Source organism: Streptomyces sp. NPDC127092 (genome assembly GCF_042722475.1).
Lineage (GTDB): Bacteria > Actinomycetota > Actinomycetes > Streptomycetales > Streptomycetaceae > Streptomyces.
The window spans coordinates 42,263-67,468 of the sequence record NZ_JBHXFE010000046.1; the positions used below are offsets into that span (position 1 = coordinate 42,263).

At 74.6% G+C, this 25,206-nt stretch carries 22 protein-coding genes; 11 read left to right on the forward strand and 11 right to left on the reverse strand.

Going from position 1 to position 25,206, the window contains the following annotated elements; all coding sequences use genetic code 11:
* Positions 1 to 70 precede the first annotated feature (70 nt).
* The 3 genes from ACFWJO_RS30455 to ACFWJO_RS30465 form a co-directional block, all read right to left on the reverse strand.
* Positions 71 to 1,486: a signaling protein gene (locus ACFWJO_RS30455; protein WP_386870278.1), complete on the reverse strand. Its 1,416-nt coding sequence runs from the start codon at positions 1,484 to 1,486 to the stop codon at positions 71 to 73.
* A 150-nt stretch (positions 1,487 to 1,636) separates the two neighbouring features.
* Entirely contained in the window at positions 1,637 to 3,397 is a 1,761-nt protein-coding gene (locus ACFWJO_RS30460) for a class I adenylate-forming enzyme family protein (protein WP_386870280.1), read from the reverse strand.
* The gene (locus tag ACFWJO_RS30465; RefSeq protein WP_386870282.1) at positions 3,394 to 5,442 is read right to left on the reverse strand and encodes a CoA transferase; all 2,049 of its coding nucleotides are present in this window, start codon (positions 5,440 to 5,442) and stop codon (positions 3,394 to 3,396) included. The genes ACFWJO_RS30460 and ACFWJO_RS30465 overlap by 4 nt, the downstream gene beginning before the upstream one ends.
* Before the next feature lie 143 nt (positions 5,443 to 5,585).
* Between ACFWJO_RS30465 and ACFWJO_RS30470 the strand changes: the two genes are divergently transcribed.
* Entirely contained in the window at positions 5,586 to 6,818 is a 1,233-nt protein-coding gene (locus tag ACFWJO_RS30470) for an acyl-CoA dehydrogenase family protein (protein WP_386870284.1), read from the forward strand.
* On the opposite strand, the gene ACFWJO_RS30475 is transcribed toward ACFWJO_RS30470, so the two are convergent.
* Together ACFWJO_RS30475 and ACFWJO_RS30480 are read right to left on the reverse strand one after the other, a co-directional pair.
* Positions 6,805 to 8,151: a sugar ABC transporter permease gene (locus tag ACFWJO_RS30475; RefSeq protein ID WP_386870286.1), complete on the reverse strand. Its 1,347-nt coding sequence runs from the start codon at positions 8,149 to 8,151 to the stop codon at positions 6,805 to 6,807. The genes ACFWJO_RS30470 and ACFWJO_RS30475 overlap by 14 nt on opposite strands.
* Positions 8,148 to 9,716, reverse strand: a complete 1,569-nt coding sequence (locus ACFWJO_RS30480) for an MFS transporter (RefSeq protein ID WP_386870288.1) — start codon at positions 9,714 to 9,716, stop codon at positions 8,148 to 8,150. The genes ACFWJO_RS30475 and ACFWJO_RS30480 overlap by 4 nt, the downstream gene beginning before the upstream one ends.
* Before the next feature lie 218 nt (positions 9,717 to 9,934).
* Here ACFWJO_RS30480 and ACFWJO_RS30485 point away from each other — a divergent pair, with 218 nt between their 5' ends.
* From ACFWJO_RS30485 to meaB, 7 genes are all read left to right on the forward strand, one after another.
* Complete coding sequence (locus ACFWJO_RS30485) at positions 9,935 to 10,636, forward strand: hypothetical protein (RefSeq protein ID WP_386870290.1); 702 nt, start codon at positions 9,935 to 9,937, stop codon at positions 10,634 to 10,636.
* A gap of 74 nt (positions 10,637 to 10,710) precedes the next feature.
* On the forward strand, positions 10,711 to 11,451 hold the full coding sequence (locus ACFWJO_RS30490) for a sigma-70 family RNA polymerase sigma factor (protein WP_386870292.1): 741 nt from the start codon (positions 10,711 to 10,713) through the stop codon (positions 11,449 to 11,451).
* 230 nt (positions 11,452 to 11,681) lie between these two features.
* A complete protein-coding gene (locus ACFWJO_RS30495; RefSeq protein ID WP_386870294.1) occupies positions 11,682 to 11,972 on the forward strand; it encodes a hypothetical protein in 291 nt (96 codons plus the stop codon).
* Positions 11,973 to 12,116: 144 nt separating this feature from the next.
* Positions 12,117 to 12,734 (forward strand): histidine phosphatase family protein, encoded by a 618-nt coding sequence (locus tag ACFWJO_RS30500; protein WP_386870296.1) that lies wholly within the window; start codon positions 12,117 to 12,119, stop codon positions 12,732 to 12,734.
* A gap of 184 nt (positions 12,735 to 12,918) precedes the next feature.
* Positions 12,919 to 14,736: a methylmalonyl-CoA mutase family protein gene (locus ACFWJO_RS30505; protein WP_386870298.1), complete on the forward strand. Its 1,818-nt coding sequence runs from the start codon at positions 12,919 to 12,921 to the stop codon at positions 14,734 to 14,736.
* Entirely contained in the window at positions 14,736 to 16,958 is a 2,223-nt protein-coding gene (gene scpA, locus ACFWJO_RS30510; protein WP_386870300.1) for a methylmalonyl-CoA mutase, read from the forward strand. The genes ACFWJO_RS30505 and scpA overlap by 1 nt, the downstream gene beginning before the upstream one ends.
* A gap of 4 nt (positions 16,959 to 16,962) precedes the next feature.
* A complete protein-coding gene (gene meaB, locus ACFWJO_RS30515; protein WP_386870302.1) occupies positions 16,963 to 17,955 on the forward strand; it encodes a methylmalonyl Co-A mutase-associated GTPase MeaB in 993 nt (330 codons plus the stop codon).
* Positions 17,956 to 18,044: 89 nt separating this feature from the next.
* Here the strand turns inward: meaB and ACFWJO_RS30520 are convergent, their stop codons facing one another.
* Positions 18,045 to 20,306, reverse strand: coding sequence for an RICIN domain-containing protein (locus tag ACFWJO_RS30520; RefSeq protein ID WP_386870304.1), 2,262 nt, complete (start codon positions 20,304 to 20,306; stop codon positions 18,045 to 18,047).
* Positions 20,307 to 20,515: 209 nt separating this feature from the next.
* Here ACFWJO_RS30520 and ACFWJO_RS30525 point away from each other — a divergent pair, with 209 nt between their 5' ends.
* Positions 20,516 to 21,532, forward strand: coding sequence for a LacI family DNA-binding transcriptional regulator (locus tag ACFWJO_RS30525; RefSeq protein WP_386870306.1), 1,017 nt, complete (start codon positions 20,516 to 20,518; stop codon positions 21,530 to 21,532).
* Here ACFWJO_RS30525 and ACFWJO_RS30530 read toward each other — a convergent pair.
* The 5 genes from ACFWJO_RS30530 to rpmG all read right to left on the reverse strand — a co-directional run bounded on the left by ACFWJO_RS30530 (position 21,523) and on the right by rpmG (position 24,431).
* A complete protein-coding gene (locus ACFWJO_RS30530; protein ID WP_386870308.1) occupies positions 21,523 to 22,308 on the reverse strand; it encodes a DUF4239 domain-containing protein in 786 nt (261 codons plus the stop codon). The genes ACFWJO_RS30525 and ACFWJO_RS30530 overlap by 10 nt on opposite strands.
* 165 nt (positions 22,309 to 22,473) lie before the next feature.
* Positions 22,474 to 22,710 carry a 30S ribosomal protein S18 gene (rpsR, locus tag ACFWJO_RS30535; protein WP_386870309.1) on the reverse strand — a complete coding sequence of 79 codons (237 nt, stop codon included), beginning with the start codon at positions 22,708 to 22,710 and terminating at the stop codon, positions 22,474 to 22,476.
* A 104-nt stretch (positions 22,711 to 22,814) separates the two neighbouring features.
* Positions 22,815 to 23,966: a CobW family GTP-binding protein gene (locus ACFWJO_RS30540; protein WP_386870311.1), complete on the reverse strand. Its 1,152-nt coding sequence runs from the start codon at positions 23,964 to 23,966 to the stop codon at positions 22,815 to 22,817.
* A complete protein-coding gene (locus ACFWJO_RS30545) occupies positions 23,966 to 24,211 on the reverse strand; it encodes a type B 50S ribosomal protein L31 (RefSeq protein WP_384410550.1) in 246 nt (81 codons plus the stop codon). Before ACFWJO_RS30545 ends, ACFWJO_RS30540 begins: the two co-directional genes overlap by 1 nt.
* A 55-nt stretch (positions 24,212 to 24,266) precedes the next feature.
* Positions 24,267 to 24,431, reverse strand: coding sequence for a 50S ribosomal protein L33 (rpmG, locus tag ACFWJO_RS30550; protein WP_099198435.1), 165 nt, complete (start codon positions 24,429 to 24,431; stop codon positions 24,267 to 24,269).
* 67 nt (positions 24,432 to 24,498) lie between these two features.
* Between rpmG and rpmB the strand changes: the two genes are divergently transcribed.
* On the forward strand, positions 24,499 to 24,735 hold the full coding sequence (gene rpmB, locus ACFWJO_RS30555) for a 50S ribosomal protein L28 (protein ID WP_384410547.1): 237 nt from the start codon (positions 24,499 to 24,501) through the stop codon (positions 24,733 to 24,735).
* On the forward strand, positions 24,735 to 25,040 hold the full coding sequence (gene rpsN, locus ACFWJO_RS30560) for a 30S ribosomal protein S14 (RefSeq protein ID WP_386870314.1): 306 nt from the start codon (positions 24,735 to 24,737) through the stop codon (positions 25,038 to 25,040). Before rpmB ends, rpsN begins: the two co-directional genes overlap by 1 nt.
* The last annotated feature ends 166 nt before the right edge of the window (positions 25,041 to 25,206 follow it).

Consider the following 25,206-nt stretch of genomic DNA (forward strand, 5'->3'; position numbering starts at 1 on the left):
GCCCTCCCCCCTGATCGCGGCTGCCGCGGCGCGGCCGGCCCGTGAACGCGGCTGCCGCGGCGCGGCCGGCTCAGCTGGTGAAGTAGCCGTCGTCGAGACCGATCCAGCCGCTGAAGCCGCGCTGGTCGTAGATGCGCAGCTGCCCGTCGGCGAGGACCTCCCACCGGAGGGTGAAGGAGCCGGTGACCCCGGAGCCGGTGGTCTGGCCGACCATGCCCTGCGTCCGGATGGGCCGGATGTGCGGCGGGAGCGTGAGGACCGTCTCGCCGTTGCCCCAGGCGGCACCGTCCTTTCGGTACACGCGGAGGTGGAGGTCGACGCGGTTGCCGACCTGCCGGTACTGGGGCACGTAGTTGGCGGAGTTGGGCGCGTAGACGGCGGTGTCGTAGTCCAGTTCGGTCCACGGGACGTGGTCGCCGGTGCCGTCGGTGGTGCTGGTGATGCCGTAGAGGGCCATCTGGCGCGGTCCTGGTTCTCGGGTGGCGAAGCCGAAGACGAGCTGCGGCCCCTCGGGCGTCTGGCGGACGGTGATGGCTTCGGTCTCGCGGTGGGACAGGTCGAGAGCGGTGGTGTTGAAGCTCCGCTCGATGATCTGGCCGGTGGTGACGTCGTAGACGTTCCACCAGGAGTTCCCGGGCCGCGGGTTGGTGTCGCTGTAGGCGCTGCCCTCGTTCTGGAGGACGAGGTCCCCGTAGAGACACCAGGCCTGGGTGCGGTAGCGGGCCGGGAAGGTGTGCAGCGGGGTGAAGGCCCGGCTCTTGAAGGCGTCGAGGTCGTAGACGCGGTACTCCTCGGCGCCGGACGCCCCGTGACGTACCCCGATCCGGCCGTGCGCGACGTCCAGGGACGGGGTGACGCGGACGGATCCCGGGACCGGGTCGAAGACCTCGATCAGCGGGCTTCCCGCGTCGACGACGGCGTCGGGGGTGAACGCGAGGCGGCCGATGTGCCTGCCGTAGGCGTTGCCCACGGTGACAGGGTCCGCGTCGGTCTCCAGCCAAAGCCAGGGGCGGCCGTCGGCGTGTTCGACGCCGAGTCCGCCGCCGTGGCCGAAGCCCCTCAGGTACATGACGGCGCGTACGGTGCCGTCGGGAGCGACCTCGTTGACGCACAGGTCGCCGCGGCGGGCGCGCTCGCCTTCGGGCAGGGTCACGGTCTCGTCGGCGAGCCGGCGACCGTCACTGATGATCTGCGTGACGTACGCGAGGCCGGTCACCGGGTCGAAGGCGACCTGCTGGTGCACCCTGCCCTGCTTGAGCAGGATCTCCCTGCCGAACAGGTCGACGGCCCGGGCACGCAGGTCGAACCTGTTGCGCGCGTTGAAGACGGGCCCCGGCAGGCTCTCGGAGGCGAGGGCTGCCGGGAGGACAGCCTGATGGCCGGCTGCCTGGGCGGATGCCTGCGCGGCCGCCTCGGCGGTTCCGGCGGGAGCGAGGACCGGAGCCGCGACCATCGCGGTCAGGACGGTACGGCGGGTCAACGGCACGACGGGCGCCCTTCGTTGCCGTCGGCGGGGCCGACGGTCCGGGCGACGGTGGTGTGCGCGGCCTTCGACGAGCTGCGGCACGGTATGCGGGCGGAACAACGAGCCATAAGCGTGCGAGGCCCCCTTCCAAGATCAACACCTACGGTGGCGTCATCCTTGCACACCGAGTGACGGACCTGGTCGGTCGAGCGACGGCCGCACGGTGCAGCGCAGGGCCGCGCGGTCGGGCTTGCCGGCGGCCGTGAGGGGCAGTTCGGGCAGCACCAGCAGGTGTTCCGGGTGCTTGTGGCGGGCGAGGCCGCGCGCGGCGAGGTGGGCGCCGAGCTCGGCGAGGTCCGGGGCCCGGTCGCCCCTGGGCACCAGGCAGGCGGCGAGCCGCTCGCCCATCAGCGGGTCCGGGACGCCGACGCAGACGACGTCGCGCACCAGCGGGTGGGAGACGAGTTCCCGCTCGACCTCGGCGGGGCTGATGTTGGCGCCGCCGCGGATCACGACGTCCTTGAGGCGCCCGACGACGTGCAGCACGCCCTCGTCGTCGAGGAAGCCGAGGTCTCCGGTCCGCACCCAGCCCTCGGGCGTGCGGTAGCGGGCGTCGAGCTCCGGGGAGGCCACGTAGCAGAGCGGGGTCATCGGCCCGCGCGACACGATCTCGCCGATCCGCCCCTCGGGCAGCGGCTCGTGCGTCTCGGGGTCGGCGATGCGGATCTCGGCGACGCGGGGATCGGGGCGGCCCGCGACGACTCCGGTGCGGTCGGTGGGCGGCACCGTGTTGGCGAGCCCGGTGTGGCAGTTGACGCCGTCGGCCGAGCCGTAGAGGTTGACGACGGGACAGCCGAAGGCCTCGGCCGCCGCCTTCGCGGTCGTCTCGTCGAGGGGCGCGCCCCCCACGACGAGCGCGGTCGGGGCGGGCAGCGGGTCCGCCGGCGCTCCTGATGCCTCGGATGCCTCCATGGCCTCCATGGCCTCCATGGCCTCCAGCATCATCCGGATCATCGTGGGCACGCCGAGGACGTGCGTGGGACGGTGCTCCCGTACGGCGGCGAGCGCGGCCTCGGGCGTGAAGTGGTCGAGGAGCACGAGCGTGCCGCCGTGGCGGGCGAGGGTCACCGCCGTGCCGTTCGAGCCGAAGGCCGAGGCGAGCGGGACGAGGAAGAGACAGCGGGGCGCGGTGCCGTCGGGCATGAGGGAACCGAGGAAGTTCCCGCGCCCGCCGGCCAGGGCGTTGTGCGAGTACGCGACCATCTTCGGCTCCGCCTCCGATCCGGAGGACACGAGGATGCGGGCCGCGCCGTCGGGATCCGGGCGGGCCGGGACGAAGCCGGCGGGGTCGGTGCGCAGCAGCTCGCGGAAGGGAATCGTTCCTTCGGGTACGCGGGTCGACACGGGTGCGGGCGTGCCCACGGGTCCCGTACGGGCCGTGGTGTGGCGGCCCGGGGCCGTGGCGATCACGTGGCGCAGGGCCGGCAGCGCGGGCGCGAGGGCGTGGAGGTCGGCGGCCGGCGTCCTGCCGCGGTGTTCCGTGGCGGCGACGACCGCCACGGCCTCCGCCCGCCGCAGCAGGCACTCGGCCTCCGCGGGACCCCGCCCGACCGGGAAGGGCAGGGCGACGGCGCCCAGGGCGGCGACGGCCAGGTCGGTGACGACGGCGTCACGCGTGTCCGGAAGCTGTACGGCGACGACGTCTCCGGCCCCGACGCCGAGCCCGCGCAGGCCCTCGGCGAGGGCGCGGACCTTGCGGTCGAGTGCGGTGTAGCAGAGCTTGCCCTTGGCGTCGAGGACGGCGGTCCGGTGCGGGTCGGCGATCTGTCTGGCCCGGAACAGGCTGTAGAGGTCGAGGTCGGGACAGGTGCCGTCGGCCGCCCAGGAGCGGCGGAGTCCGGCGGGCAGCAGGTCGTTGAGGGCGACGGTCACGCGAAGCTCCAGGGTTCGGGAACGGCGGGGGCGCCGTGCGCGTCCCGGCCGATCGGGCCGGACAGGCGCGGGTCGAGGTGGAGGGCGGAGAGGTCGGTGGTGACGGCGGTGGCCGTCAGGCCGTGGGCGCGCAGCTGGTCGAGGGCGTCCTCGGCGCACATGCCGCGCAGGTCGTACGCGGCGGCGGCGCGGGCGCAGGCGTCGGTCGGGGCGATCCAGCCGTCGGACGTCCGGAGCGGGTGCCGGAATCCGGCGGGCGGCCGGGGGTCGGCTCCGGCGGCGGCCCGGCGCAGGGCCGGGGCGAGGAGGGTGTCGGCGGCGCCGAGCAGCGAGGAGTCGACGCGTACGCCGCGCCCGGTGCGCTCGCGCAGGAGGAGGCCGGCGAGGACGGCTTCGGCGCCGTGGAGTCCGCCCAGGACGTCGAGGAGCGTCATGAGGGACGGTACGGGCGGTTCGCCGGCCGGGTGGACGGCCTCGCCGACGGCGGTGCGGGCCTGCACCATGAAGTCGGTGCCCATGGGTGCGTCGTCGAGCCGGCCGGCCCAGCCTCCCGTGTAGGCGTAGACGAGGGACGGGTTGACGGCGGTCAGGTGCTCGGCGTCGAGTTCGAGCGCGGCGGCCTTTCCGGGTGCCCAGTTGTGCAGGAACACGTCTGCCTCGGCGGCGAGTTCGCGCAGCCGCCGCCGGTCGGCGGGCGACTTGATGTCGAACTCGGCTGCCTCTTTGCCCCTGTTGAGCGCGAGCCAGCGGGCGGAGACGCCGGCGCAGGTCGGCGGCATGCCCCTGAGCGGGTCGCCGCCCGGCGGCTCGATCCGGATCACCCGGGCGCCGAGCAGCCCCAACAGGTGGGTCGCGAGGGGTGCTTGGATGCGCCGTCCGGCCTCCAGGACGGTCACGCCGGCGAGGGGAAGACCGGGCGCGGGCGGCACGCCGAGGGCGGTTCTGCCCGCCCCCAGGGAGCGCAGGTGCCACGGGTCGGCGCCGTCGTCCTCGCGGGCGCGCTCGGCGAGCGTACGCAGGCGGCACACCTCGATCCCGGCGGCCGCGGACGCCCCGGTGGCCCCGGTGGCCCCGACGGCCGCGGCGGCCTGCCGGACGCGCTGCCAGGTGTGGCGCCGGGTCGCCTGGTGGAGGGCGTCGGGCAAGGGGGCGCAGGCGGTGGCGTACCGGAACTGGAAGGGCCGCCAGCCCGCCCGTATCGCGTCGGCGGGAGCCCGGAGCTCGCGCCAGAACACGGCCCAGGCCCCGGCGTCGAGGGTCTCCAGCTCGAAGAGGACTCCGTCGGCGGAGGTGAACGGCGGCTCGACGGGGGCGGGTCGGCCGGGGGCGAGGTCTCGGGAGGTCGGTCCGCCGGTGGGGGGATCGCCGGGGCCGGGTCGGTCGGAGACGGGTCCGCCGGGGGCGGGTCCGCCGGCCTCGGATTCGACGGCTTCGGGTTCGTCGGCGCAGGCGGCGGCGAGGTACTGGGAGACGGCGAGCAGGCCGGCACGGTCGGCGGAGGCCGTCACCCGCGCCGCCTGGGCACCCGTGGACACCGCGGTGCCGGGCGGCCGGCCGCCGCTCCGCGCGGTGGCGGTCACGGTCACGCCTCGGGCCTGGCCGACGAGTGCGGCCAGCAGGCCCTGGGCGGCGAGGACGCCGGTCGCGGTGGCCAGGTAGTCGACGCCCAGTCCGCGCGGGGCTCCGTAGCGGCGGCCGTGGACCGCCATCACGCCGGTGGCGGCCTGCGCGGTGGCCTCGTCCTCGATGCCGGAGCCCGCCGCGCCCCAGGCGGTGGCGGCGGTGACGGGCGCGAAGCCGTCGCCGCCGAGCACGATCTCCCCGGCGCCTGCCGCCCGCGACGCCGGATCCGCCCCCGCCCGGTTCTCCCCCTCCCTCTCCGACGCCGGGCGCGGGTCCACCGCCCCGAGCCGGCGCAGGTGGTCGGCCGCGGTACCGGTCAGGGCGGCGGGCCCGGCGACGGTGATGACCAGTCCGTCCAACGGGCGCGCGCGGCCGGACGGGCGGCGGGCCGCGGTGGTGTGCGTGGTCGCTGGTGACGCCATGCCTCTCCTCATCTCCTGGCGCGGCGTGGGCCGGCGCGCGGGCGTGTCGTTACGTGGGAACCGAGGGGCGGACGGGCCCGACCACTTCCCCGGACAGGCAGTCGGACGCGTGTTCTGTCGAGTTCCCGAGATGGAGGTAAACGGTGACGGATCATGACGTACCGGATGCCGGTGGCGACAGGGATGCCGGCCTCCTGCGGAAGCGGGTGGAGGCGTTCGTCCGTGACCGGGTGTTCCCTTGCGAGTCCCGGCTGGACGCCGGCGGTCCCGTCGCCGCGGAGCTGAGGGCCCGGCTGCGCGCCGAGGCCCGTGAGGCGGGGTTGTGGGCGCTGCCGTTGCCGGCCGAACTCGGCGGCGGTGGACTGCCGTTGGGTGCGTATGCGGCGCTCGCGGAGGCGGAGGGCGCCAGCGACCACGGCCCGGCCGCGCTCGGGTCGGCGTCGCTGCTCGACGTGACCATGCTGTCCCGGCACGGCTCGCCCCGGGTGCGGGCGGAGTACCTCACGCGCCTGGTCTCCGGTGAACTGCGGGCGTGTTACGCGATGACGGAGCCGGACGTGCCCGGCACCGAGCCGGCGCTCACCGCCACCCGGGCGGAGCCGCGCACGGGTGGCGGCTGGAGCGTCACCGGGCGCAAGTGGTTCGTGTCGCACGCCGGGGACGCGGATCTGGTGACCGTGCTCGCCCGCACGAGCGGGTCGCCCGGGGACCGCGACGGCCTGTCGCTCCTCCTCGTGCCCACCGCCTCCCCCGGCTTCCGCGTCGTCCGCGAACTGCCCGTGCTCGGCGCGACCGGCCCGTACGAGATCGCGTTCGACGGTGTCGAGGTCGCGGCGGACCAGCTGGTCGGCGAACCGGGACGCGCGCTCGCCGTCGCCGGCGAGCGCCTGCAACTCGGCCGTACGCTGCGGGCGCTGCGGTGGATCGGCCAGGCCCAGCGGGCGTTCGACCTCATGTGCGGACGCGCCGTCGCACGCCGGGGCGTCGGGGGCCCGCTGGCCGACCGGCAGCTGGTCCGACAGCACGTGTTCGAGGCGCTGCTGGCGCTGCGGACGGCTCGACCGCTCGTGTACGAGGCGATGGCCCTGGTCGCGGAGGGCCGCGACGCCCATGTGGAGGTGGGCCTGGCGAAGACGGCGGCGGCGCGCACGCTGCAGGACGTCGCGGACCGTGCCGTCCAGGTCTTCGGCGCGGCCGGGCTCGGCCCGGACACTCCGCTTCCCGCCCTGTTCCGGACCGGGAGGACCGCCCGGATCCTCGACGGTCCGGACGAGCAGCACGTCTCCTCCGTCGCCCGGCGCGTCCTGCGCGGCCACGCCCCGGACGCGGCCACGCCCTCGCCTCCGCTCCCGCTCCCGCCGGTCACACCCGTCTGAGGTCGACCCGGTCGAGGAGGGCGGCCAGGCCGAGGGCGAGGAAGTAGTCGCCCCAGACCAGTTCGTGCCGGACGGCCGTACCGCCGCGCGCGTCGTAGCAGCCGTCGAGCAGCATCCCGGCCGGGAGGGAACCGGCCGGCCGGGTGAGGTGGACGGGCGACGCGAGCCGGTGCAGGACGGCCGCCGCCCGGGCGGCGCACGCCGAGGCCCACGCGGCGGCGGTACCGGGAACCTGCGCCAGTTTGAGCAGGGCGACCGCCGCGATGGCGGCGGCGGAGGTGTCGTACGGCCCCTCGGGGCGGCGGGCGTCGGCGGGCGGGACGAGCGGTCCGGTGAGGAACGCGCAGCTGTGGAGGAGGAGTTCGGCGGCGTCGGTCAGCCGGCCGACGCGCCAGACGGCGGGGTCGTCGGCGGCGGCGGCGCACGTCAACGCGTCCGCCACGGCGAGGAGGAGCCACGCCTCGCCCCGGGTCCAGCCCGGCGCCGGGTCCGCCTCGGCCGTCCAGCCGCCCGCCGCGTCCAGGTGCCAGGCCGGAACGGGTCGCCGGGCGGCCGTGGGCGGCAGGCACAGGTCCAGATGGCGGTGGAGATGCGCGGCCGCCGCCCGCCCTTCGGGGCCGGCGGTCGCCAGGAGCGGTACGAGGCCGGGGACACCGTCCGCACGCGCCCGCAGCCGAGGGCCGCCGAGCGCGGAACCCCACGGAACCAGCCCGAGCACCGGATCGAACCCGGCGAGGACCGCATCCGCCGCCCGCTGACGCAGCAGGCGGAGGCTCACCGTCCCGCCCGCGCCGGCGGCCTCGTCGTGGCTACCCCTTCGGCGTTCGTCCGCACCGTCGCCCTTGCCGCCGCAGCCGTCGGCGACGGCGGTCTCCGTCACTCGTCCGTACGTCGCGCCCCGGCCTTCGGGCCCGCCCCCGCCCGTCTCCTCGCCGCCACAGTCGCCCTCGGCGAAGGCCACCGCCGCCCTTTCGCGCGTCGCCCCCATAGCGGCGCCCGCGCCCTCGGCTTCGTCGGCGAGGGCGGTGCCGTACCAGAGGATGAGCCCGCGCGTGGCCGTGTCCGCCTCGATCCAGGAGGCGAGCCGGGCCGTGGCCGCGATCGCGCGGGCGTGGTCGGTGCGGCTGCCCGTGTGCCGTGCCCGGAGCCGGAGGAGTCCCGCCCAGAAGCCGCCGGTCCACGAGCCCCGGCCGGTGGTGGTCCACCGGCCGTGCACCGGGTCCGCGTACAGAGGGAAGCGGTCGCCCACCTGCTCGGCGGTCTCACCGACCCGCCCGAGCAGCAGCCCGAGGGCCTCCTCGGCCCAGCCGGCGCCGGGGTCCCCGGCGGTCATGCCGCCGCACCCCTTCCCGTACGACGGTCCCGCAGCGCCCAGGCGAGCGCGACGGCCCCCGCGACCGCGAACTCCACCGCGACCAGCAGCCAGCCCTGGCCGTACCGTGCGCGCTCCGCGAGCAGTCCGAACAGCGGTGGACCGACGGCGAACCCGGCGAAGAACCCGGCGGCGACGAGCGCCGAGTCCTGCCCGGCCCGGCCGGGCGCGGAACGCTGCATCACCAGCACCATCGAGACCGCGTTGCCCGACACGGCGAACACGCCGACCGCCACGGCGGCGGGCCACACCAGCGGTTCGACGCGGACGGCGGCGGCGAGGAGCACCGCCGCGAGGACCGCGCCGCCCGCGAGCCCGGCGGGCAGCCAGGGCGCGCGGCCGGGAGTCGCGGCCCGGGCCCAGCCGACGCGGCCGCCGATCCCGGCGACGCCGAGGACGGCGACCAGGACGCCGGCCACCGTGGGCCCCATGCCGAGGCGTTGGGCGCCGAACAGCGCGAGGTAGGTGTTGACGGACGCGATCCCGGCACCGAGGAAGAGCGAGAAGGCGGCGAGCCAGGGCACGGGACTGCCGGAGGCGGCAGATGACGGGGGTCGAGACCCGGCGGGATGCACGGCGGGAGACGTGACGGGGGGCGCGGCGGGAGACGCCGCGGGAGACGTGACGGCGGGCGCGGCGGGAGACGGGACGGCGGGCGCGGCGGGAGACGGGACGGCGGGCGCGGCGGGGGGCGCCTGCCGAGGGTGGTCGGCGAGCGGGTCCGGCCCCGCCTTCGGCGGCGGGCCGGCCTCGGACGCCGAGGGCGCCACCGGTGCCGGTGCCGGTATCGGTGCCGATGGCGATACCGGCACCGGTATCGATGCCGGTGCCGGTGCCGACGGCGCTGTCGGTGCCGACGCCTGTGTCCGTGGCGGTGGCGGCGCCGGTTCATGTGCCGAGCCTGCCCGCATGGCAGGGCTCGCCGTCGTCGGTCGTGTGGCGTCGGGCGGCAGCGCGCGCCACGCCCACACGGCCGCGAGCAGGGCCGCGGCGGCGGCCAGCCAGACCGCGCCGCGCCAGCCGATGAGACCGGCGGCCGCCGCGAGCGGCAGGCCGGCGGCGAAGGCGCCCAGTTGGACCCCGGACTGCTTGGCGCCGGTCACGGCGCCCCGCCTCGGTGCCGGGACGGCGGCCAGGATCGCCTTGTTCGTGGCCGGGTTGGCGAGCGCCTGGGGAAGGCCGCCGAGCGCGACCGCCGCCAGGAGCAGGCCGGGACCCGGCGCCGCGCCGATCAGGCCGAGTGCCACGGCCGAGACGGCGAGCAGTGCAACGAGCGCGCGGCGAGGGCCGGTCCGGTCGACGATCCGGCCACCGGCGGGCGAGAGCACGGCGGCCGTGCCGAAGCCGACGGTCGTGGTCAGTCCCAACAGGGTTTCCGAGACGCCGAGCCGTTCGACGAGACGGGGACCGAGGGCGCCGATCAGGAAGAGCTGCATCATCGAGAACGCCATCGCGGTCGTCAGCAGCGCGGTCAGCCCGCGCGCCTTCGGCGTGCCGGCCGGCTCCTTGGTGTCTGCGCTCGTCACGTGTGGCTCCTCCTTCCCTACGACGGCCCCGGCCGCCCGGCCCCGGCCGCGCGCCGTCGACGTCGAGAAGTCGTCCCGGACGTGCCGCGAGTTCCCGAGGCGCTCTTGTGGGGCGGGCCACAGTGGCGTACTCATGGGCCGACAGGTCGAGGGGGCGGCCTCCAGGCGGCCGTTCCCGCCCTCATGCCTCCGAGGAGGGGTGCAAGGATGGGCGCGCCATGACAGCAGGCCGATGTTCGCGAGGGGTGCGGGCCGCGACGTTCGCGGCCGTGTGCGTGCTGCTCGCGGCCACCGGCCACATCCTGATGTCCGGCAGGCCCGTGCCGGTCGGGACGCTGTCGCTCGCGCTGGCCGGAACCGTGGCGGTCGCGTGGGTCCTGGCGGAGCGCGAGCGCGGTCTGTTCGCGGTCACGGCCGCCACGGTGACGGTGCAGAGCGCGCTGCACGCGTTGTTCTCCCGGTCCGGGCCGGCCTCCGTCCCCCTGCCGGACCCCTCGCCCCTGGACCACTCCGCCCACGCCCACCACCTGATGAGCGGTCAACCCGGCATGCCCATACCCGGCATGCCCATGCCCATGCCCAACCTGTCCCATGACGCATGGGCCGCGACGGCGCACACGCCCTCCGACATGACAGACATGTCCTCGACTTCCGGCATGCTGTCGGCGCATCTTCTGGCCGCGCTCCTGAGCGGCCTGTGGCTGGCGTACGGCGAGCGCGCCATCTTCCGCCTGGCGCGGGCCCTGCCCCTGGGGCTCTTCCGGCCCCTGCGCCTCCTCCTCGCCGCGTTCGTACCCGTGACGGCGACCTGCCCACGTCCGCGCCCCGTCCGCGCCGCCGACGAGCGCGCCCCGCAGCGGCTCCACCTCGCCCATTCCCTCATCACCCGGGGTCCTCCAGAGGCACTCGCTGTCCTTTGACAGCCGGCTCCTCATCACCGGCGCCGCCTTCCGCGCGCCGCCGGATTCCCTTTGCCTCGTAAGGACTTGTGGTGATGACTGCTGCCCACGACACCCTCATCCGGCGCCAGGGGCCGCCTCGGCGGTCCCGGTCCGCACACGCGCCGGACGCCGCCGCCGACGCGGCGACGACGCTGCTCGCGCTCGCGGCGCGGGACGGCGACCCGGGGAAGGCCGACCTCTTCGTCCGCGCTCTGCACCGCGACGTATGGCGGTACGTGGCCTACCTCAGCGCCGACCGCCAGGCGGCGGACGACCTAACACAGGAGGTGTTCCTCCGTGCGCTGGCCGCGCTGCCGCGCTTCCAGGGGCGTTCCTCGGCGCGCACCTGGCTGCTGTCGATAGCCCGCCGTACGGTCGTCGACAGCCTGCGGCACGCGGCCGCACGGCCCCGGCTGTCCGATCGCGACGACTGGCAGGCGGAGGCCGAACACACCCAGCCGCGGGGGCTGCCCGGCTTCGAGGACGGCGTCGCGCTCGCCGAACTCCTGGCCGCGATCCCGGCCGAGCGGAAGGACGCCTTCGTCCTCACCCAGCTCCTGGGTCTGCCGTACGCGGAGGCCGCCGAGGCCATGGGCTGCCCGGTGGGCACGGTCCGCTCGCGCGTGGCGCGGGCCCGCGCCACCCTGGTCGCCCTGGTGCGGGGAGACGAGGACTCGCCGGAATCGACGTCGGGAGCGGGGGCAGGGGCGGAGACAGGGGCGGATTCAAGGCCGACCTCGACCGACCGCCCGCCGGCCCGCAGACGCTTCACCCGGGCGCCGGCCCTCGCCTGACGCGGGCCTCTGGCCTTGGCCGTTGCCCTGGCCCTGGCTCCGGGTCCGGGTCCGGGGTCATGGCCAGAGGCGCCCGCGAATCCGCACGGAACCCTCCGGGAACCGGAGGGCCCGGCCGTCCGACTCCTCGGGTGACACGGTCATGTTCGGCATGTTCGGCGTGCTCGGCATGTTCCATGCATCTTCCGACATGTTCCGGCATGTTTTCGGCGACCGGAAAGGCGCGGCCGATGGAGAGTCCCCGAGCGTCCTCGCCCCGTGGCGCGGGTGCCGTGGGCCGGGCCCTTGCCCGTGTCCGTACCCGGCGGGCCCCGGTCCCTCCGCCCGTCGCCGTCGGAGGGTTCCTCCTGCTGCTCGCCGTGGTCTTCTTCGGGTCGTACGCGCTGGGTGCGGCCGTGGGGCCCGTCGGCGCCCCGGCGGGCTCCCGCTCCACACCCGCGCCCACGTCCACACCCGCACCCACGCCCGCGCCCGCGCCCGCGGACGACCCCGGCGCCCCGCACCACGGCACCCACCCGTGACCGGGCGGCGCCGGTCACCGGTCGCGGGGCGGCCCTGCGCGTCACCGCGCGTCCGGCCGCCCTGGGGGGATAGTCTCGCCAGCCCCGGATCGGAGCTAGTCGTGTCCCTTCTCCTCTCCTCCCGCCGCACGAGGCGGGCCGTCCATGGGTGACCTCCTGCTGGTGCGTCACGGTGCGACGGAGTGGAGCGCCGACGGGCGGCACACCGGCCGTACCGATCTGCCGCTCACCGCGGCGGGCGAGGCCGAGGCCCGTACGCTCGCGCCGTACTTCGCCGGGCGCTCCTTCGCGTTCGTCCTGACCAGCCCGCTCCGCCGGGCCCGGCGGACGGCGGAGCTGGCCGGGCTGCGCGGTGCGGTGGCCGACGCGGACCTGTACGAGTGGGACTACGGCGGCTACGAAGGGCTGACCACGGCCCGGATCCATGAGGACCGGCCGGACTGGTCGCTGTGGCGCGACGGGGTGCCGCCCCATCCGGACGGGCGTCCGGGCGAGTCGGCCGAGGACGTGGGGCGCCGGGCCGACCGGGTGCTCGCGCGCCTCGCGCCTTCGTTGTCCGCGTCCGGCGAGGACGGCGTCGTGGTCGCGCACGCGCACCTGCTGCGCGTGCTGACCGCCCGCTACCTCGGTCTGCCGGCGTCGGACGGACGGCTGTTCCTGCTGACCACGGCCCGGCTCGGACGGCTGTCGAAGGAGCACGGACTGCCTGTCGTCGCCGGCTGGAACCAGCGGCCCCTGCCCACGACCGGCGCCCACGAGTAGGGCGCGCCCGGCGCGGCACGCGGCGCACTTCCCCGGCCCTGCCCCCGGCCCTGTCCTGGCCCCGTCCGCAGCCCGTACCGGCCCCGAGCACGGACGGCACCCGGGATCAAGGCCATCCCGAAGAGGTCAAGGTCACAGCTGATCACACTGCTGTGACTTTAGGACGCTGGCCTAGCATCCGGGCATGACTGTGCTGCCTGACGACGGCCTCTCCCTGGCCGCCGAGTTCCCCGCAGCGACCCATGCGCAGTGGCAGCGCCTCGTGGCGGGCGTACTGAGCAGGTCGGGCAAGGACGTTCCCGAGACCGAGGCCGAGGACGCGCTCTCCACCGTGCTGGAGGACGGCCTGCGGGCCCGGCCGCTGTACACGGCCGCCGACGGCGCCCCGGACGCCGGCCTGCCCGGTTTCGCCCCGTTCGTGCGCGCCGGCCGCGCCGAGGGCAACACCGCGGGCGGCTGGGACGTGCGCCAGCGCCACCGCGCGGCCGACCCCGAGGCGGTCCTCACGGACCTGGAGAACGGCGTCACGTCGCTGTGGCTGGCCGTCGGGCCGGACGGCGTCCCGGTGGAGGAGCTCGACCGGGTCCTGCGCGACGTGTACCTGGACCTGGCCCCGATCGTCCTCGAGGCCGGGGCGGAGACCGCCGCCGCGGCCGATGAGCTGCTCTCGCTGTACGAGCGTCGCGGTGTCGCCCCCGAGGCGGCCCGCGGCAACCTCGGCGCCGATCCGCTCGGCACGGAGGCGCGTACGGGCGCGGCCTACGACGGCGACGGCTTCGCCGCGACGGTGGCGCTGGCGCGGCTGTGCGCGGAGTCGTACCCGGGTGTGCGGGCGCTGACGGTGGACGCCCTGCCGTACCACGAGGCCGGAGGTTCGGCCGCGCAGGAGCTCGGCTGCTCGCTCGCCACCGGTGTGGCTTATCTGCGGGCGCTCACCGGAGGCGGTCTGAGCGTCGAACAGGCGCTGGGCCAGCTGGAGTTCCGCTACGCGGCCACCGCCGACCAGTTCCTGACCATCGCCAAGCTGCGGGCCGCGCGGCGCCTGTGGGCGCGGGTCGCGGAGGCCTGCGGCGCGCCCGCGGCCGGGGCGCAGCTCCAGCACGCGGTGACCTCGTCGGTGATGATGACGGCCCGTGACCCGTGGGTGAACATGCTGCGGACGACGGTCGCGACCCTCGCGGCCGGCGTGGGCGGCGCCGAGTCGGTGACGGTGCAGCCGTTCGACCACGCGCTCGGCCTGCCGGACGCGTTCTCGCGCCGGATCGCCCGGAACACCTCCACGATCCTCGTGGAGGAGTCGCACCTCGCGCGGGTCATCGACCCGGCGGGCGGATCCTGGTACGTGGAGTCGCTCACCGACGAACTCGCTCGGGCGGCATGGGAGTTCTTCCAGGAGATCGAGCGGTCCGGCGGTCAGGCGGCCGCGTTGCGCTCGGGTCTGGTCGGGGACCGGCTCGCGGCGACGTGGGCGGAGCGTTCGAAGGCGCTGGCCAAGCGGCGCGAACCGATCACCGGTGTCAGCGAGTTCCCGTTCCTCGCGGAGAAGCCGGTGGAGCGCGAGCCCGCGCCCGCCGGTCCCGGCGGCGGTCTGCCGCGGGTCCGCCGCGACGAGGCGTTCGAGGCGCTGCGTGCCCGCTCGGACGCCCATCTCGCGGCGACCGGGGCCCGGCCGCGCGTCTACCTGGCCGCTCTCGGCCCGGCCGCCGCGCACACGGCACGCCTCACCTTCGCGGCCAACCTCTTCCAGGCCGGCGGCATCGAGCCGGTCACCGACGGCTCCTTCGCGGACAGCGGCGCCACCGAGGTCTGCCTCTGCTCCAGCGACGCGCTGTACGAGGAGCGGGCCGCCGCCGAGGCGGCGGAGTTCCGTGCCGCCGGGGCCACGCACGTCGCGCTGGCCGGGCGCCCCGCGGCGTACCCGGACGCCGACTCGTACGTCTTCGCGGGGTGCGACGCGGTCGCCGTGCTCTCCGCCACCCTCGACCGCATGGGAGTGTCCTGATGGGAATCCCCGACTTCACCGGGATCGACCTCGGATCCCCCGCACCGGCCGGCAGCGCCGACGAGTGGCGCGCGGCCGTCAAGCGCGCCTCCGGCGGGGACGACCTGCTGTGGGAGACGCCGGAGGGCATCGCGGTCAAGCCGCTGTACACCGGCCGTGACCTGGAGGACGTCGACTTCCTGGGCACGTACCCGGGTGTGACGCCGTACCTGCGCGGCCCGTACCCGACGATGTACGTCAACCAGCCGTGGACCATCCGCCAGTACGCGGGCTTCTCGACCGCCGAGGAGTCGAACGCCTTCTACCGGCGCAACCTGGCGGCCGGCCAGAAGGGCCTGTCGGTGGCCTTCGACCTGCCGACGCACCGCGGTTACGACAGTGACCACCCGCGCGTCACCGGCGACGTCGGCATGGCGGGCGTGGCGATCGACTCGATCTACGACATGCGGACGCTGTTCGACGGGATTCCGCTCGACAGGATGTCGGTGTCGATGACGATGAACGGCGCGGTGCTGCCCGTGCTGGCGCTGTACATCGTCGCGGCCGAGGAGCAGGGTGTGCCGGCCGAGAAGCTGGCGGGGACCATCCAGAACGACATCCTCAAGGAGTTCATGGTCCGCAACACCTACATCTACCCGCCGAAGCCGTCGATGCGGATCATCTCCGACATCTTCGCCTTCACCTCGCGGAACATGCCGCGCTACAACTCGATCTCGATCTCCGGCTACCACATCCAGGAGGCCGGTGCGACGGCCGACCTGGAGCTCGCGTACACGCTGGCGGACGGTGTCGAGTACATCCGGGCCGGGCGCGAGGCCGGTCTGGACGTGGACGCGTTCGCGCCGCGCCTGTCGTTCTTCTGGGCGATCGGCATGAACTTCTTCATGGAGATCGCCAAGCTCCGCGCGGCCCGCCTCCTTTGGGCGAAATTGGTGAGCAAGTTCGACCCGACGAACCCCAAGTCCCTGTCGCTCCGCACCCATTCGCAGACCTCCGGCTGGTCGCTGACCGCGCAGGACGTGTTCAACAACGTCACCCGGACGTGTGTCGAGGCGATGGCGGCGACGCAGGGCCACACCCAGTCGCTGCACACCAACGCGCTCGACGAGGCGCTGGCGCTGCCGACCGACTTCTCGGCCCGCATCGCCCGCAACACCCAGCTGATGATCCAGCAGGAGTCGGGCACGACTCGGGTCATCGACCCGTGGGGCGGCAGCGCGTACGTGGAGCGGCTGACCTACGACCTGGCGCGCCGGGCCTGGCAGCACATCCAGGAGGTCGAGGCGGCCGGCGGCATGGCGCAGGCCATCGACGCGGGCATCCCGAAGCTGCGCGTCGAGGAGGCCGCGGCCCGTACGCAGGCGCGGATCGACTCGGGCCGTCAGCCGGTGATCGGCGTCAACAAGTACCGGGTCGACGGGGACGAGCAGATCGAGGTCCTCAAGGTCGACAACTCGTCCGTGCGGGCCCAGCAGATCGAGAAGCTGCGCCGGCTGCGCGCCGAGCGCGACGAGCGGGCCTGCCAGGACGCGCTCGACGACCTCACGCGGGCGGCGGGCGGCGACGGCAACCTCCTCGAACTGGCCGTGCGCGCGGCCCGTGCGAAGGCCACCGTCGGTGAGATCTCGGACGCCCTGGAGAAGGTGTACGGGCGGCACGCGGGCCAGATCCGTACGATCTCCGGCGTGTACCGCAACGAGGCAGGACAGTCGCCGTCCGTGGACGGCACCCGCGCGCTGGTCGACTCCTTCGAGGAGGCCGAGGGCCGGCGCCCGCGCATCCTGGTGGCCAAGATGGGCCAGGACGGGCACGACCGCGGCCAGAAGGTGATCGCGACCGCGTTCGCCGACCTGGGCTTCGACGTCGACGTCGGCCCGCTGTTCCAGACCCCGGCCGAGGTGGCCCGGCAGGCCGTCGAGGCGGACGTGCACATCGTGGGCGTCTCGTCGCTGGCGGCCGGTCACCTCACGCTCGTCCCGGCGCTGCGGGAGGAGCTGGCCGCGGAGGGCCGCGAGGACATCATGATCGTGGTCGGCGGGGTCATCCCGCCCCAGGACGTGCCGACGCTCCTGGAGATGGGCGCCGCGGCGGTGTTCCCGCCCGGCACCGTGATCCCGGACGCGGCGGCGGACCTGGTGCGCCGGCTCGCCGCCGGTCTGGGCCACGGGACGGCCGGTCCGGGACACGACGGGGCCGGCCCGGAGGACGGGGACGGCCAGTAGTCCGATGGCCATCGACATCGACACGTACGAGAAGGGTGTGCGGGACGGGAGGCGCGCGCTGGTGGCGCGCGCGATCACCCTGGTGGAGTCCACCCGGCCCGCGCACCGCGTGCTCGCGCAGGAGCTGCTGACCCGGCTGCTCCCGCACAGCGGCCGGGCCCGGCGGATCGGGATCAGCGGCGTGCCCGGGGTGGGGAAGTCCACCTTCATCGACGCCTTCGGCACGATGCTGACCGGGCTCGGGCACCGGGTGGCGGTGCTCGCCGTCGACCCGTCCTCGACGCGCACCGGCGGCTCGATCCTGGGCGACAAGACCCGCATGGAGCGGCTCGCGGTCGACCCGGCGGCCTTCGTCCGGCCGTCGCCGAGCGCGGGCACGCTCGGCGGTGTCGCCAAGGCGACCCGCGAGTCGATGGTGGTGATGGAGGCCGCCGGATACGACGTCGTCCTCGTCGAGACGGTCGGCGTCGGCCAGTCGGAGACGACCGTGGCGAACATGGTCGACTCGTTCCTGCTGCTCACCCTCGCCCGCACGGGCGACCAGCTCCAGGGCATCAAGAAGGGTGTTCTGGAGCTCGCGGACGTCGTCGCGGTCAACAAGGCCGACGGTCCGCACGCGACCGACGCGCGCGCCGCCGCGCGCGAACTCGCGGGCGCACTGCGCCTGATGCACGGCCAGGAGGCCTTCTGGACTCCGCCGGTGCTGAGTTGCAGCGCCCGTGAGTCGACCGGTCTCGACGAGGTGTGGGCGCGGCTGGAGAAGCACCGCGCGCTGCTCGACGCGACCGGCCGTCTCCAGGCCCGGCGCCGGGAGCAGCAGGTCGACTGGGCCTGGTCGATGGTCCGGGACGAGCTGCTCGGCCGGCTCCACTCCGACCCGGCGGTCCGGGCGCTCGCGCCGGAGGTGGAACGGCGGGTCAGGGACGGCGAGCTGACGGCGACGCTCGCCGCGGAGCGGATCCTGGACGCGTTCGGGGAGGGCGGCCGTACGGCCTAGGAACGGCGTGCGGCCCGGCCTAGGGACGTCGTACGCCCAGGAACGGTGTGCGGCGCGCGGGCGCGGGGTACGCCCGCGCGCCGGAGTCGTCAGCCCGCCGCGACCGTCCACTGCTGCGACGCGGCTCCCGTGTCCGGTTGTTGGGTGACCGGTGCGCCGTTCGTGGTGGACGCCGTGGTCAGCAGCAGGCCGCTGCCGACGGAGGCGACGGTGTGGGCGCCCGAGGGCAGCCGGACGATCCGCCAGCGCTGGTTGGTCCCGCCGTGGCAGGTCCACTGGATGACGCGGGCGCCGGCGGCGGTGGAACCGCCTTCGATGTCGGCGCACTTGCCGGACGCGCCGTTCCGCATCTCGTAGCTGCCGTCGGCCTGCCGGGTCAGGGTCCACTTCTGGTTGGCGCCGCCGTTCGGCGTCCAGGTGACCAGCTGGGTGCCGTTGGCGGTGCTGCTGTCCGGGTCGTCGAGGGCCTTCCCGCCGGTGGTGAAGGTGCGGACGCCGTCGAGCGAGGACGGGGCGTCGCCGGTGGCGGTGAGCGTGAGGTTCTGCTCGCCCGCCGTCCGGCCGCCGCCGACGGAACTGCCGGTGGTGTCGGTCCAGTTGCGTGCGGGAGTGGTCTCGGCGAGCCGGGCGGAGTCGCCTGACAGGCCGAGGACGAGGCCGCTGTAGCGGTTGACCAGCTTGTACGTGCCGGTGGGCGTGTTGTCGGCGGCGGAGGCGCCGCGGATCACGAACCACTCCTGGCCGGCGGTGGAGCCGCCCGCGCCGGCCGCGGTGACGGTGGGCCTGGCGCCCCAGGCGCGGCCGGCGGTGCCGGAGGCGGGGACGCCGAGGAGCTGTCCGGTGGAGGCGTTGGCGATGCGGTAGGAGCCGTCGCCCTTGGCGGTGAAGATCCACGATTCGAGCGGGGAGCCGGTGGCGGAGGCCAGGGAGGTGGTGGCGGAGCCGCCCGCGACCTGGGCGAGGACGCGCCCGCCGGCGCTGCCGAGGCGATAGGTCCTGGTGGTGTCGACCGGGGCGGCGGGCCGGTCCGTGCCGATGCTCAGGTTGACGTATTCGCCGCTGGAGCCGCCGGAGCAGCCGAAGGAGCAGTACGCGCGGAAGTCCTTGCCGACGATGCCGGAGCCGGTCCGGGTGCGGGCGTCGAGGAACCAGCGGTACCAGGAGGCGGTCCTGTAGCTGCCGGTGTCGCCGAGCCGGAACCACTTCTGGGTGGTGAGGTCGTCGGTGGCGTACAGCTCCTGCGGGGCGTTGCCGCTCTGGTCGACGGCCTGCGGTTCGCCGATGTACAGGCCGAGGTGGGCGTTCCAGGTGATGTCCATGACGAACAGCGGTGAGGTGGGCGGGGTCAGGCCGGCCGCGACCTGCTGGCTGACGGTGCCGCTGTTGGCGGGGTCGTACTCCTTCGTCGTGGGCACGTAGCCGGTGGTGCTGGTGGCGCCGACCGGGACCATGGTGCTCTCGCGGCCGCCGACGCCGGGCTGCGACCAGGCGCCGCCGTACCACTTCTGCCAGGAGCCGCGGGCCATCTTCGAGGCGATCGGGGCGCGGGCGACGTGCCCGTAGAACGCGGCCCAGCCGCCGCCCTTGTTGACGATGCGGGAGCCGTAGAAGGCGTAGAAGTAGCCGGAGGCGGTGTCGACGAAGAGCCGCGGGTCGCCGGTGCCGTAGTGGTACGTCTGCTGCGGGAAGGCGGTGGTGTCGCCGCGCCTGGTGCTGTACGGCGAGGTGATGACGTGGTCCCTGACGGTCCAGGTCCTGCCCTGGTCCTTGGAGACGGCGTAGTCGATGCCGTCGTAGTGGACGCCGTCGGCGAAGGGCTGCGGGGTGAACTCGTTGTGCACGAGGCCGTACCAGTCGCCGGTGTCCGGGTCGACCCACATGCCGGTGAGGTCGCAGTAGTTGCGGTGGGCGTAGCCGCTGCCGGCGGGGGCCTGGGTGGACTCGACGCCGGTGGGGCTGTTGTTGCAGCGCCAGGTGGTGTCGTTGTTGCGGTCGTTGGTGTTGGCGGGGTTGACGGCGTCGCTGACGGCGGCGGACCGGGTGGCGGTGTCGAGGTCGGTGCCGGTGAAGAAGGTCCACTTGCGGGGGTCGTCGGCCCCGTAGAGGGCGTGCGCCTGCTGGAACCAGAAGGTGCCGTCCTTGTCGATGTAGGGGCTGGCGGGGGTGTCGTCCGGGTGGGTCCAGGAGCCCTTGGCGCCGACGGTGACGGTGTAGGTGGCGGTCGGGGAAGCGGCGGTGGCGGAGGCCTGGGCGGTGGGGCCGGGCGCGGGCGCGGCGAGCGCGCTGCCGCCGGTCACGGCGAGGGCCGCCGTGGCGAGCACGCCCACGACTCTGGAGCGCGGAGTGGTCACGAGTACTCCCTGATGGAGGGGGGCCGGGATCGGGAGGTGCCTGTGGTGGCACGGACCCTAGGGCTTCTTTGACCGGTAAAACAAGACTCGGTGCGGCAGCGGGGACGAAGCCCTGGAGCGCGGCGCCGGGCGAACTCCGGTCCGGCCTTGACCCGTTCGGGGGGCGGGGCTACGGTGCGACCTCACGCGAGCGGTGCGACGGGGGCGCGATGGTGACCATGCAGGACGTGGCCGAACGGGCCGGCGTCACCAAGCAGACCGTCTCGAACGTCGTCACCGGCCGGGTGGCCGTACGCCCCGCGACCGAGGCGCGGGTGCGGGCCGCGATCGCCGAACTCGGTTACGTGCCCAACCTGGTGGCCCGTTCGCTGGCGACGGGCAGCACCCGCACGGTGGGCCTCCTCGTGCCGACCGTCTCCGCGCCGTTCTACGCGGACGTGGTCGAGGAGGTGGAGGACGCGCTGGAGGAGCGCGGCTACCACCTGCTGCTGTGCACGACGCGCCTCGACGGCGAACGCGCCCGGCGGCACCTGGCCGGGCTGACCAGCCGCTCCGTGGACGCCCTCCTGATCGCCGGGGACCAGGGGCTCACCGGACATCTGCCGCTGCTCGCGGACGCCCGCTTCCCGGTGGTGCTGTGCGCGTGGGAGGCGCCGCTGCCGGACGGCTTCCCCGTCGTCACCGTCGACTACGAGCACGGCGGCCATCTGGCGGGCCGTCACCTGCGCGAGCTCGGCCACGAACGCGTGGCGGTCCTCGCCAGCCCCGCCCACACCGTACGCGTGGAGGGTTTCCGGCGGGCCTTCCGCGAGGACGGCGTCACCGTGCCGGACGGCGCCGTCCACCTGGCCTCGGCTCCCACATTCCGCGCCGGACTCGACGCCGCCCTGACCGCCCTGCGGGCGGATCTCGCGACGACGGCCCTCTTCGCCACCCATGACGTGCTCGCCGCGGCGGCGATGGAGGCGGCCCGCGTCCTCGGCCGCTCGGTGCCCGAGGACCTCTCCGTCGTCGCCCACGACGACACCCCCGAGGGCCTGCTCTCCCGCTCCGCGCTCACCGGCGTGGTCCTGCCCAAGCGCGAGATGTCCCGGCAGGCCGTCGACCTGGCCCTCCACGCGATCGCCTCCCCCGCCCGGCCGGCCCCCCGGCCGCGCCTCCTGCTCCCTCGCCTCAGCCCCGGAACGAGCACGGGCCGCCCGGGGCCGGGTCAGGGTCACCAGTAGCGGGCGAGGGCGCCCTCCTTGTACGGGGCCGGGGTGACGCTGAGTTCGCCGGCGAACGGGCGGTCGAGGACCACGACCAGGAGGAGGCTGAAGCCGATGAGCGCGGCCACGGAGGCGACGAAGAGGAGCTGGATGCGCAGTTTGCGCATGCCGTAGAGGAAGGTCAGGGGGATCAGGACGAGCGCGCCGCCGAAGGCCAGGACCTGGAGCAGCGGCGGGAGTTGCTGCTCGGCCATGGTGAGGCGGGCGCGGCGCTGGGAGGCGACGTCGTCGAGGTGACCGACGGCCTCCTCGTAGAAGACCTCCTCGCGGGCGGTCTTCGGCTCGTAGGCCTGGAGCACGTCGTAGACGGACTGGAGTTTGTTCGCGGTCGCGCCGTAGCTCGGTTCGCCGGCGCGCATCCGCGGCCACTGGTCCTCGACGACGGAGTGGACGTAGTCGCTGAGCGCGGCGTCGACGCCGGCGCGGACCGGCGGCGGGAAGGCGGCGGCGTCACGGGCGATGAGGGCGGCGTCGGTGGCCTCCGCCGCGACGATGGTCTGGGTGTTCTCCAACTGCGTCCAGAGGGTGACGATGACGAAGGCGAGGATGATCCCGTAGATCGCGCCGAACATCCCGAGCGTCACCCCGACCATGTCGTTGTGCTCGCCGCCGGACAGGGACGGGTACCTGCGGCGCATGACGACGCTGCCGGCGACGGCGAGGAGGACCGTTCCGCCTACGGTGACGACGGCCAGGGTGAAGGTGCTGAAGTGGTTGAGCAGCCAGAGGGACATGGGCGCGAAGTCTAGACTTGCGGCCTTCGTCCGGTGTCCCGCGCGGCGGCCCGTGCCGGGCGCTCCCGCAGGGTGATCACGCTGCCGGGCGGGCGGATTCCACCCCAACGGGTGACGTCGTGATCGCCGTCGGGCCCGGCGGCCGGGCCCGACGGCGGGCGCGGATCAGCGGCTCGCGTACGGCAGCAGGGCCATCTCCCGGGCGTTCTTGATCGCGGTGGCGAGGGCCCGCTGCTGCTGCGCCGTCACGCGCGTGACGCGGCGGCTGCGGATCTTGCCGCGGTCGGAGATGAACTTGCGGAGCAGATCGGTGTCCTTGTAGTCGATGTACGTGATGCCTGCCGCGTCGAGCGGGTTGGGCCGCGCCTTGACGGGCTTGCGGTGGTCGGTGCGTCGGGCCATGTGAGGTTCTCTCCTGCGTGTGTACGTGGTGGTGTGTCGCGTCTCCGCGGCCCGGGTGGCCGCCGCGGACGGACGTGATGTCGTGGACCGGTGGTGCGTCCCGGTCAGGCGACGTCCAGCAGCGCGTCGAAGGCCGGCGGCAGCCGCTTCCAGGCCTCGGGTCCCGAGGCGTACTCGGCGTCCGTGAGCAGGCAGGAGTCCAGGAGCCGTTCGAGGCCGTCTCGGTCGAGGCCAGGCGACGTGAACACGAGGTGCTGGCAGCAGTCGCCGTGGTCCGGGTGCCAGTCCAGGGCCGCCGCCGCCCGCCGCATGGGCGGGACCATCTCCCAGGCGGCGTCGGGCAGCGACGCGAGCCAGGGGCCCGCGTTCTCCACGCACAGCGCTCCGCCCGCCGCGTCCCAGGCGAGCAGGGTGTCGGGGCGGTCGGCGAGCCAGAACCGGCCGCGGCTGCGGGCCGCCGCGCAGCACAGGTCCTCAAGGGCCTGGTAGAGGCGGCCGGGGTGGAAGGGCCGGCGGCGGCGCCAGACGAGCGTCGCGACGCCGGCCTCGTCCGCCTCCTGCGGCAGCAGCGCGCACGCGGGATGCTGGGCGGCGGCCGCGGTCTCGACGTCGAAGCCGGCGAGCGCGGCCCGGGCGAGTTCGACGGAACCGGCCGGCACGCGCAGCGCCGTGGGGTGCAGCTGGGCGAGGAGCGCGCGGTCCTCGTCGTCGGCCTCGTCGCTGTCGACGACGGCGAGGACCGGCGCGTACTCCAGCTGCCGGGCCCAGGTGTCGCCGACGGTGCGCTGATCGGTGGGCGCGGCGGCGAGGCCGACGTCGGCCAGGTCGTCGCCGTTGCCGAGGTACGGCAGGACGAGCGCGGGGTCCACGGCGGTGATCACGCCGGTCAGGGCCAGCCGTTCGCCGCCGTGCGCGGCGATGACCTCGGCCATGGCCTTGGGTTCGACGGAGTCCCACAGCTCGACGACGGCGAGCCGGGTCAGGCCGCCGTCCGCGAGGCGGGTCAGCTCCGGCACGAGGTCCTCGCGCAGCGCGCAGCAGGCGCAGTCGTTGACCAGCGGGGTCTCCCCGTGGGACAGGGTCTCGGAGGCGTCGCGCACGGTGCGGACAACGGTGCCGTCGGGCGCGTCGGTCAGGTCGTGGTGGAGCGCGACGCTTCCCGGCACGGTCCGCAGGAGGCGTTCGACGACCTCCTTGCGGGCCTCGGAGTGGAGCCCGGCGACGATCGCGACGGGCAGCTGGTGCTCGCCGCCCATCAGCGGGCTCCGTAGCGGCGCTCGAAGCGTTCGACGCGGCCGGCGGTGTCGAGGACGCGGGCGGTGCCCGTGTAGAAGGGGTGGCTCGCCGAGGAGATCTCGACGTCGACGACGGGGTAGGTGTTGCCGTCCTCCCACTCGACGGTCTTGTCGCTGCTCATCGTCGAGCGGGTGAGGAAGGCGGTCCCGGAGGCGGAGTCACGGAAGACGACGGGGCCGTAGGCGGGGTGGATTCCAGGCTTCATGGCGGGGGCTCTCAGGGGTCGGAGGTCGGGGTTCGGGGCGTTCGGGGCCCGGGGGTCAGCGTTCTTCGCGGAAGTCGACGTGCCGGCCGACGACGGGGTCGTACTTGCGCAGCACCAGGCGGTCGGGGTCGTTGCGCCGGTTCTTGCGCGTCACATAGGTGAACCCGGTGCCCGCCGTGGAGCGGAGCTTGATGACCGGGCGGATCTCGTTGCGTGCCATGGGCGCTAGTATACGACAATGGTTTTCATTACCGATAACCATTCCCGTCGAGAGGGGTAGCCCGACCATGTCCGCCCACTGCCAACTGACCGGCGCCAAGCCGGGATTCGGCAACGCGATCTCCCATTCGCACCGCCGCACCTCCCGCCGCTTCGACCCGAACATCCAGCGCAAGCGCTACTGGCTGCCGAGCGAGGGCCGGTACGTCCGGCTCACGCTGAGCGCCAGGGCGATCAAGACCGTGGACGCGATCGGCATCGAGGCCGCGGTCGCCCGGATCCGTGCACGAGGAGGCCGCGTCTGATGGCGAAGAAGAGCAAGATCGCGAAGAACGAGAAGCGCAAGGAGATCGTCGAGCGGTACGCCGCCCGCCGGGCGGAGCTCAAGGAGGTCGTCCGCCGCCCGTCCTCCACTCCCGCCGAACGCGCCGAAGCCCTCGCGGAGTTGCGGCGCCAGCCGCGCGACGCCAGCGCCACCCGGGTGCGCAACCGTGACAGCGTCGACGGCCGCCCGCGCGGCTACCTCCGCACCTTCGGCCTCTCCCGGGTGCGGACCCGGCAGCAGGCGCACGCGGGCTTCCTGCCGGGAGTGACCAAGTCCTCCTGGTGAGCCGCACCGGCCGAGAGGACTGAAAAGCCGTAAAGGCCGGAAAGCCTGGAGAGGACGGAAAAGCAGGAAACGCCGGAAAGGCCGGGCGGGGGGGGGGTGGGGGGGAGAAAACAACAACCCCCCAGAGGCCCCCCCCCCTACCCCCAGAGGGGGCAAACACCCTACA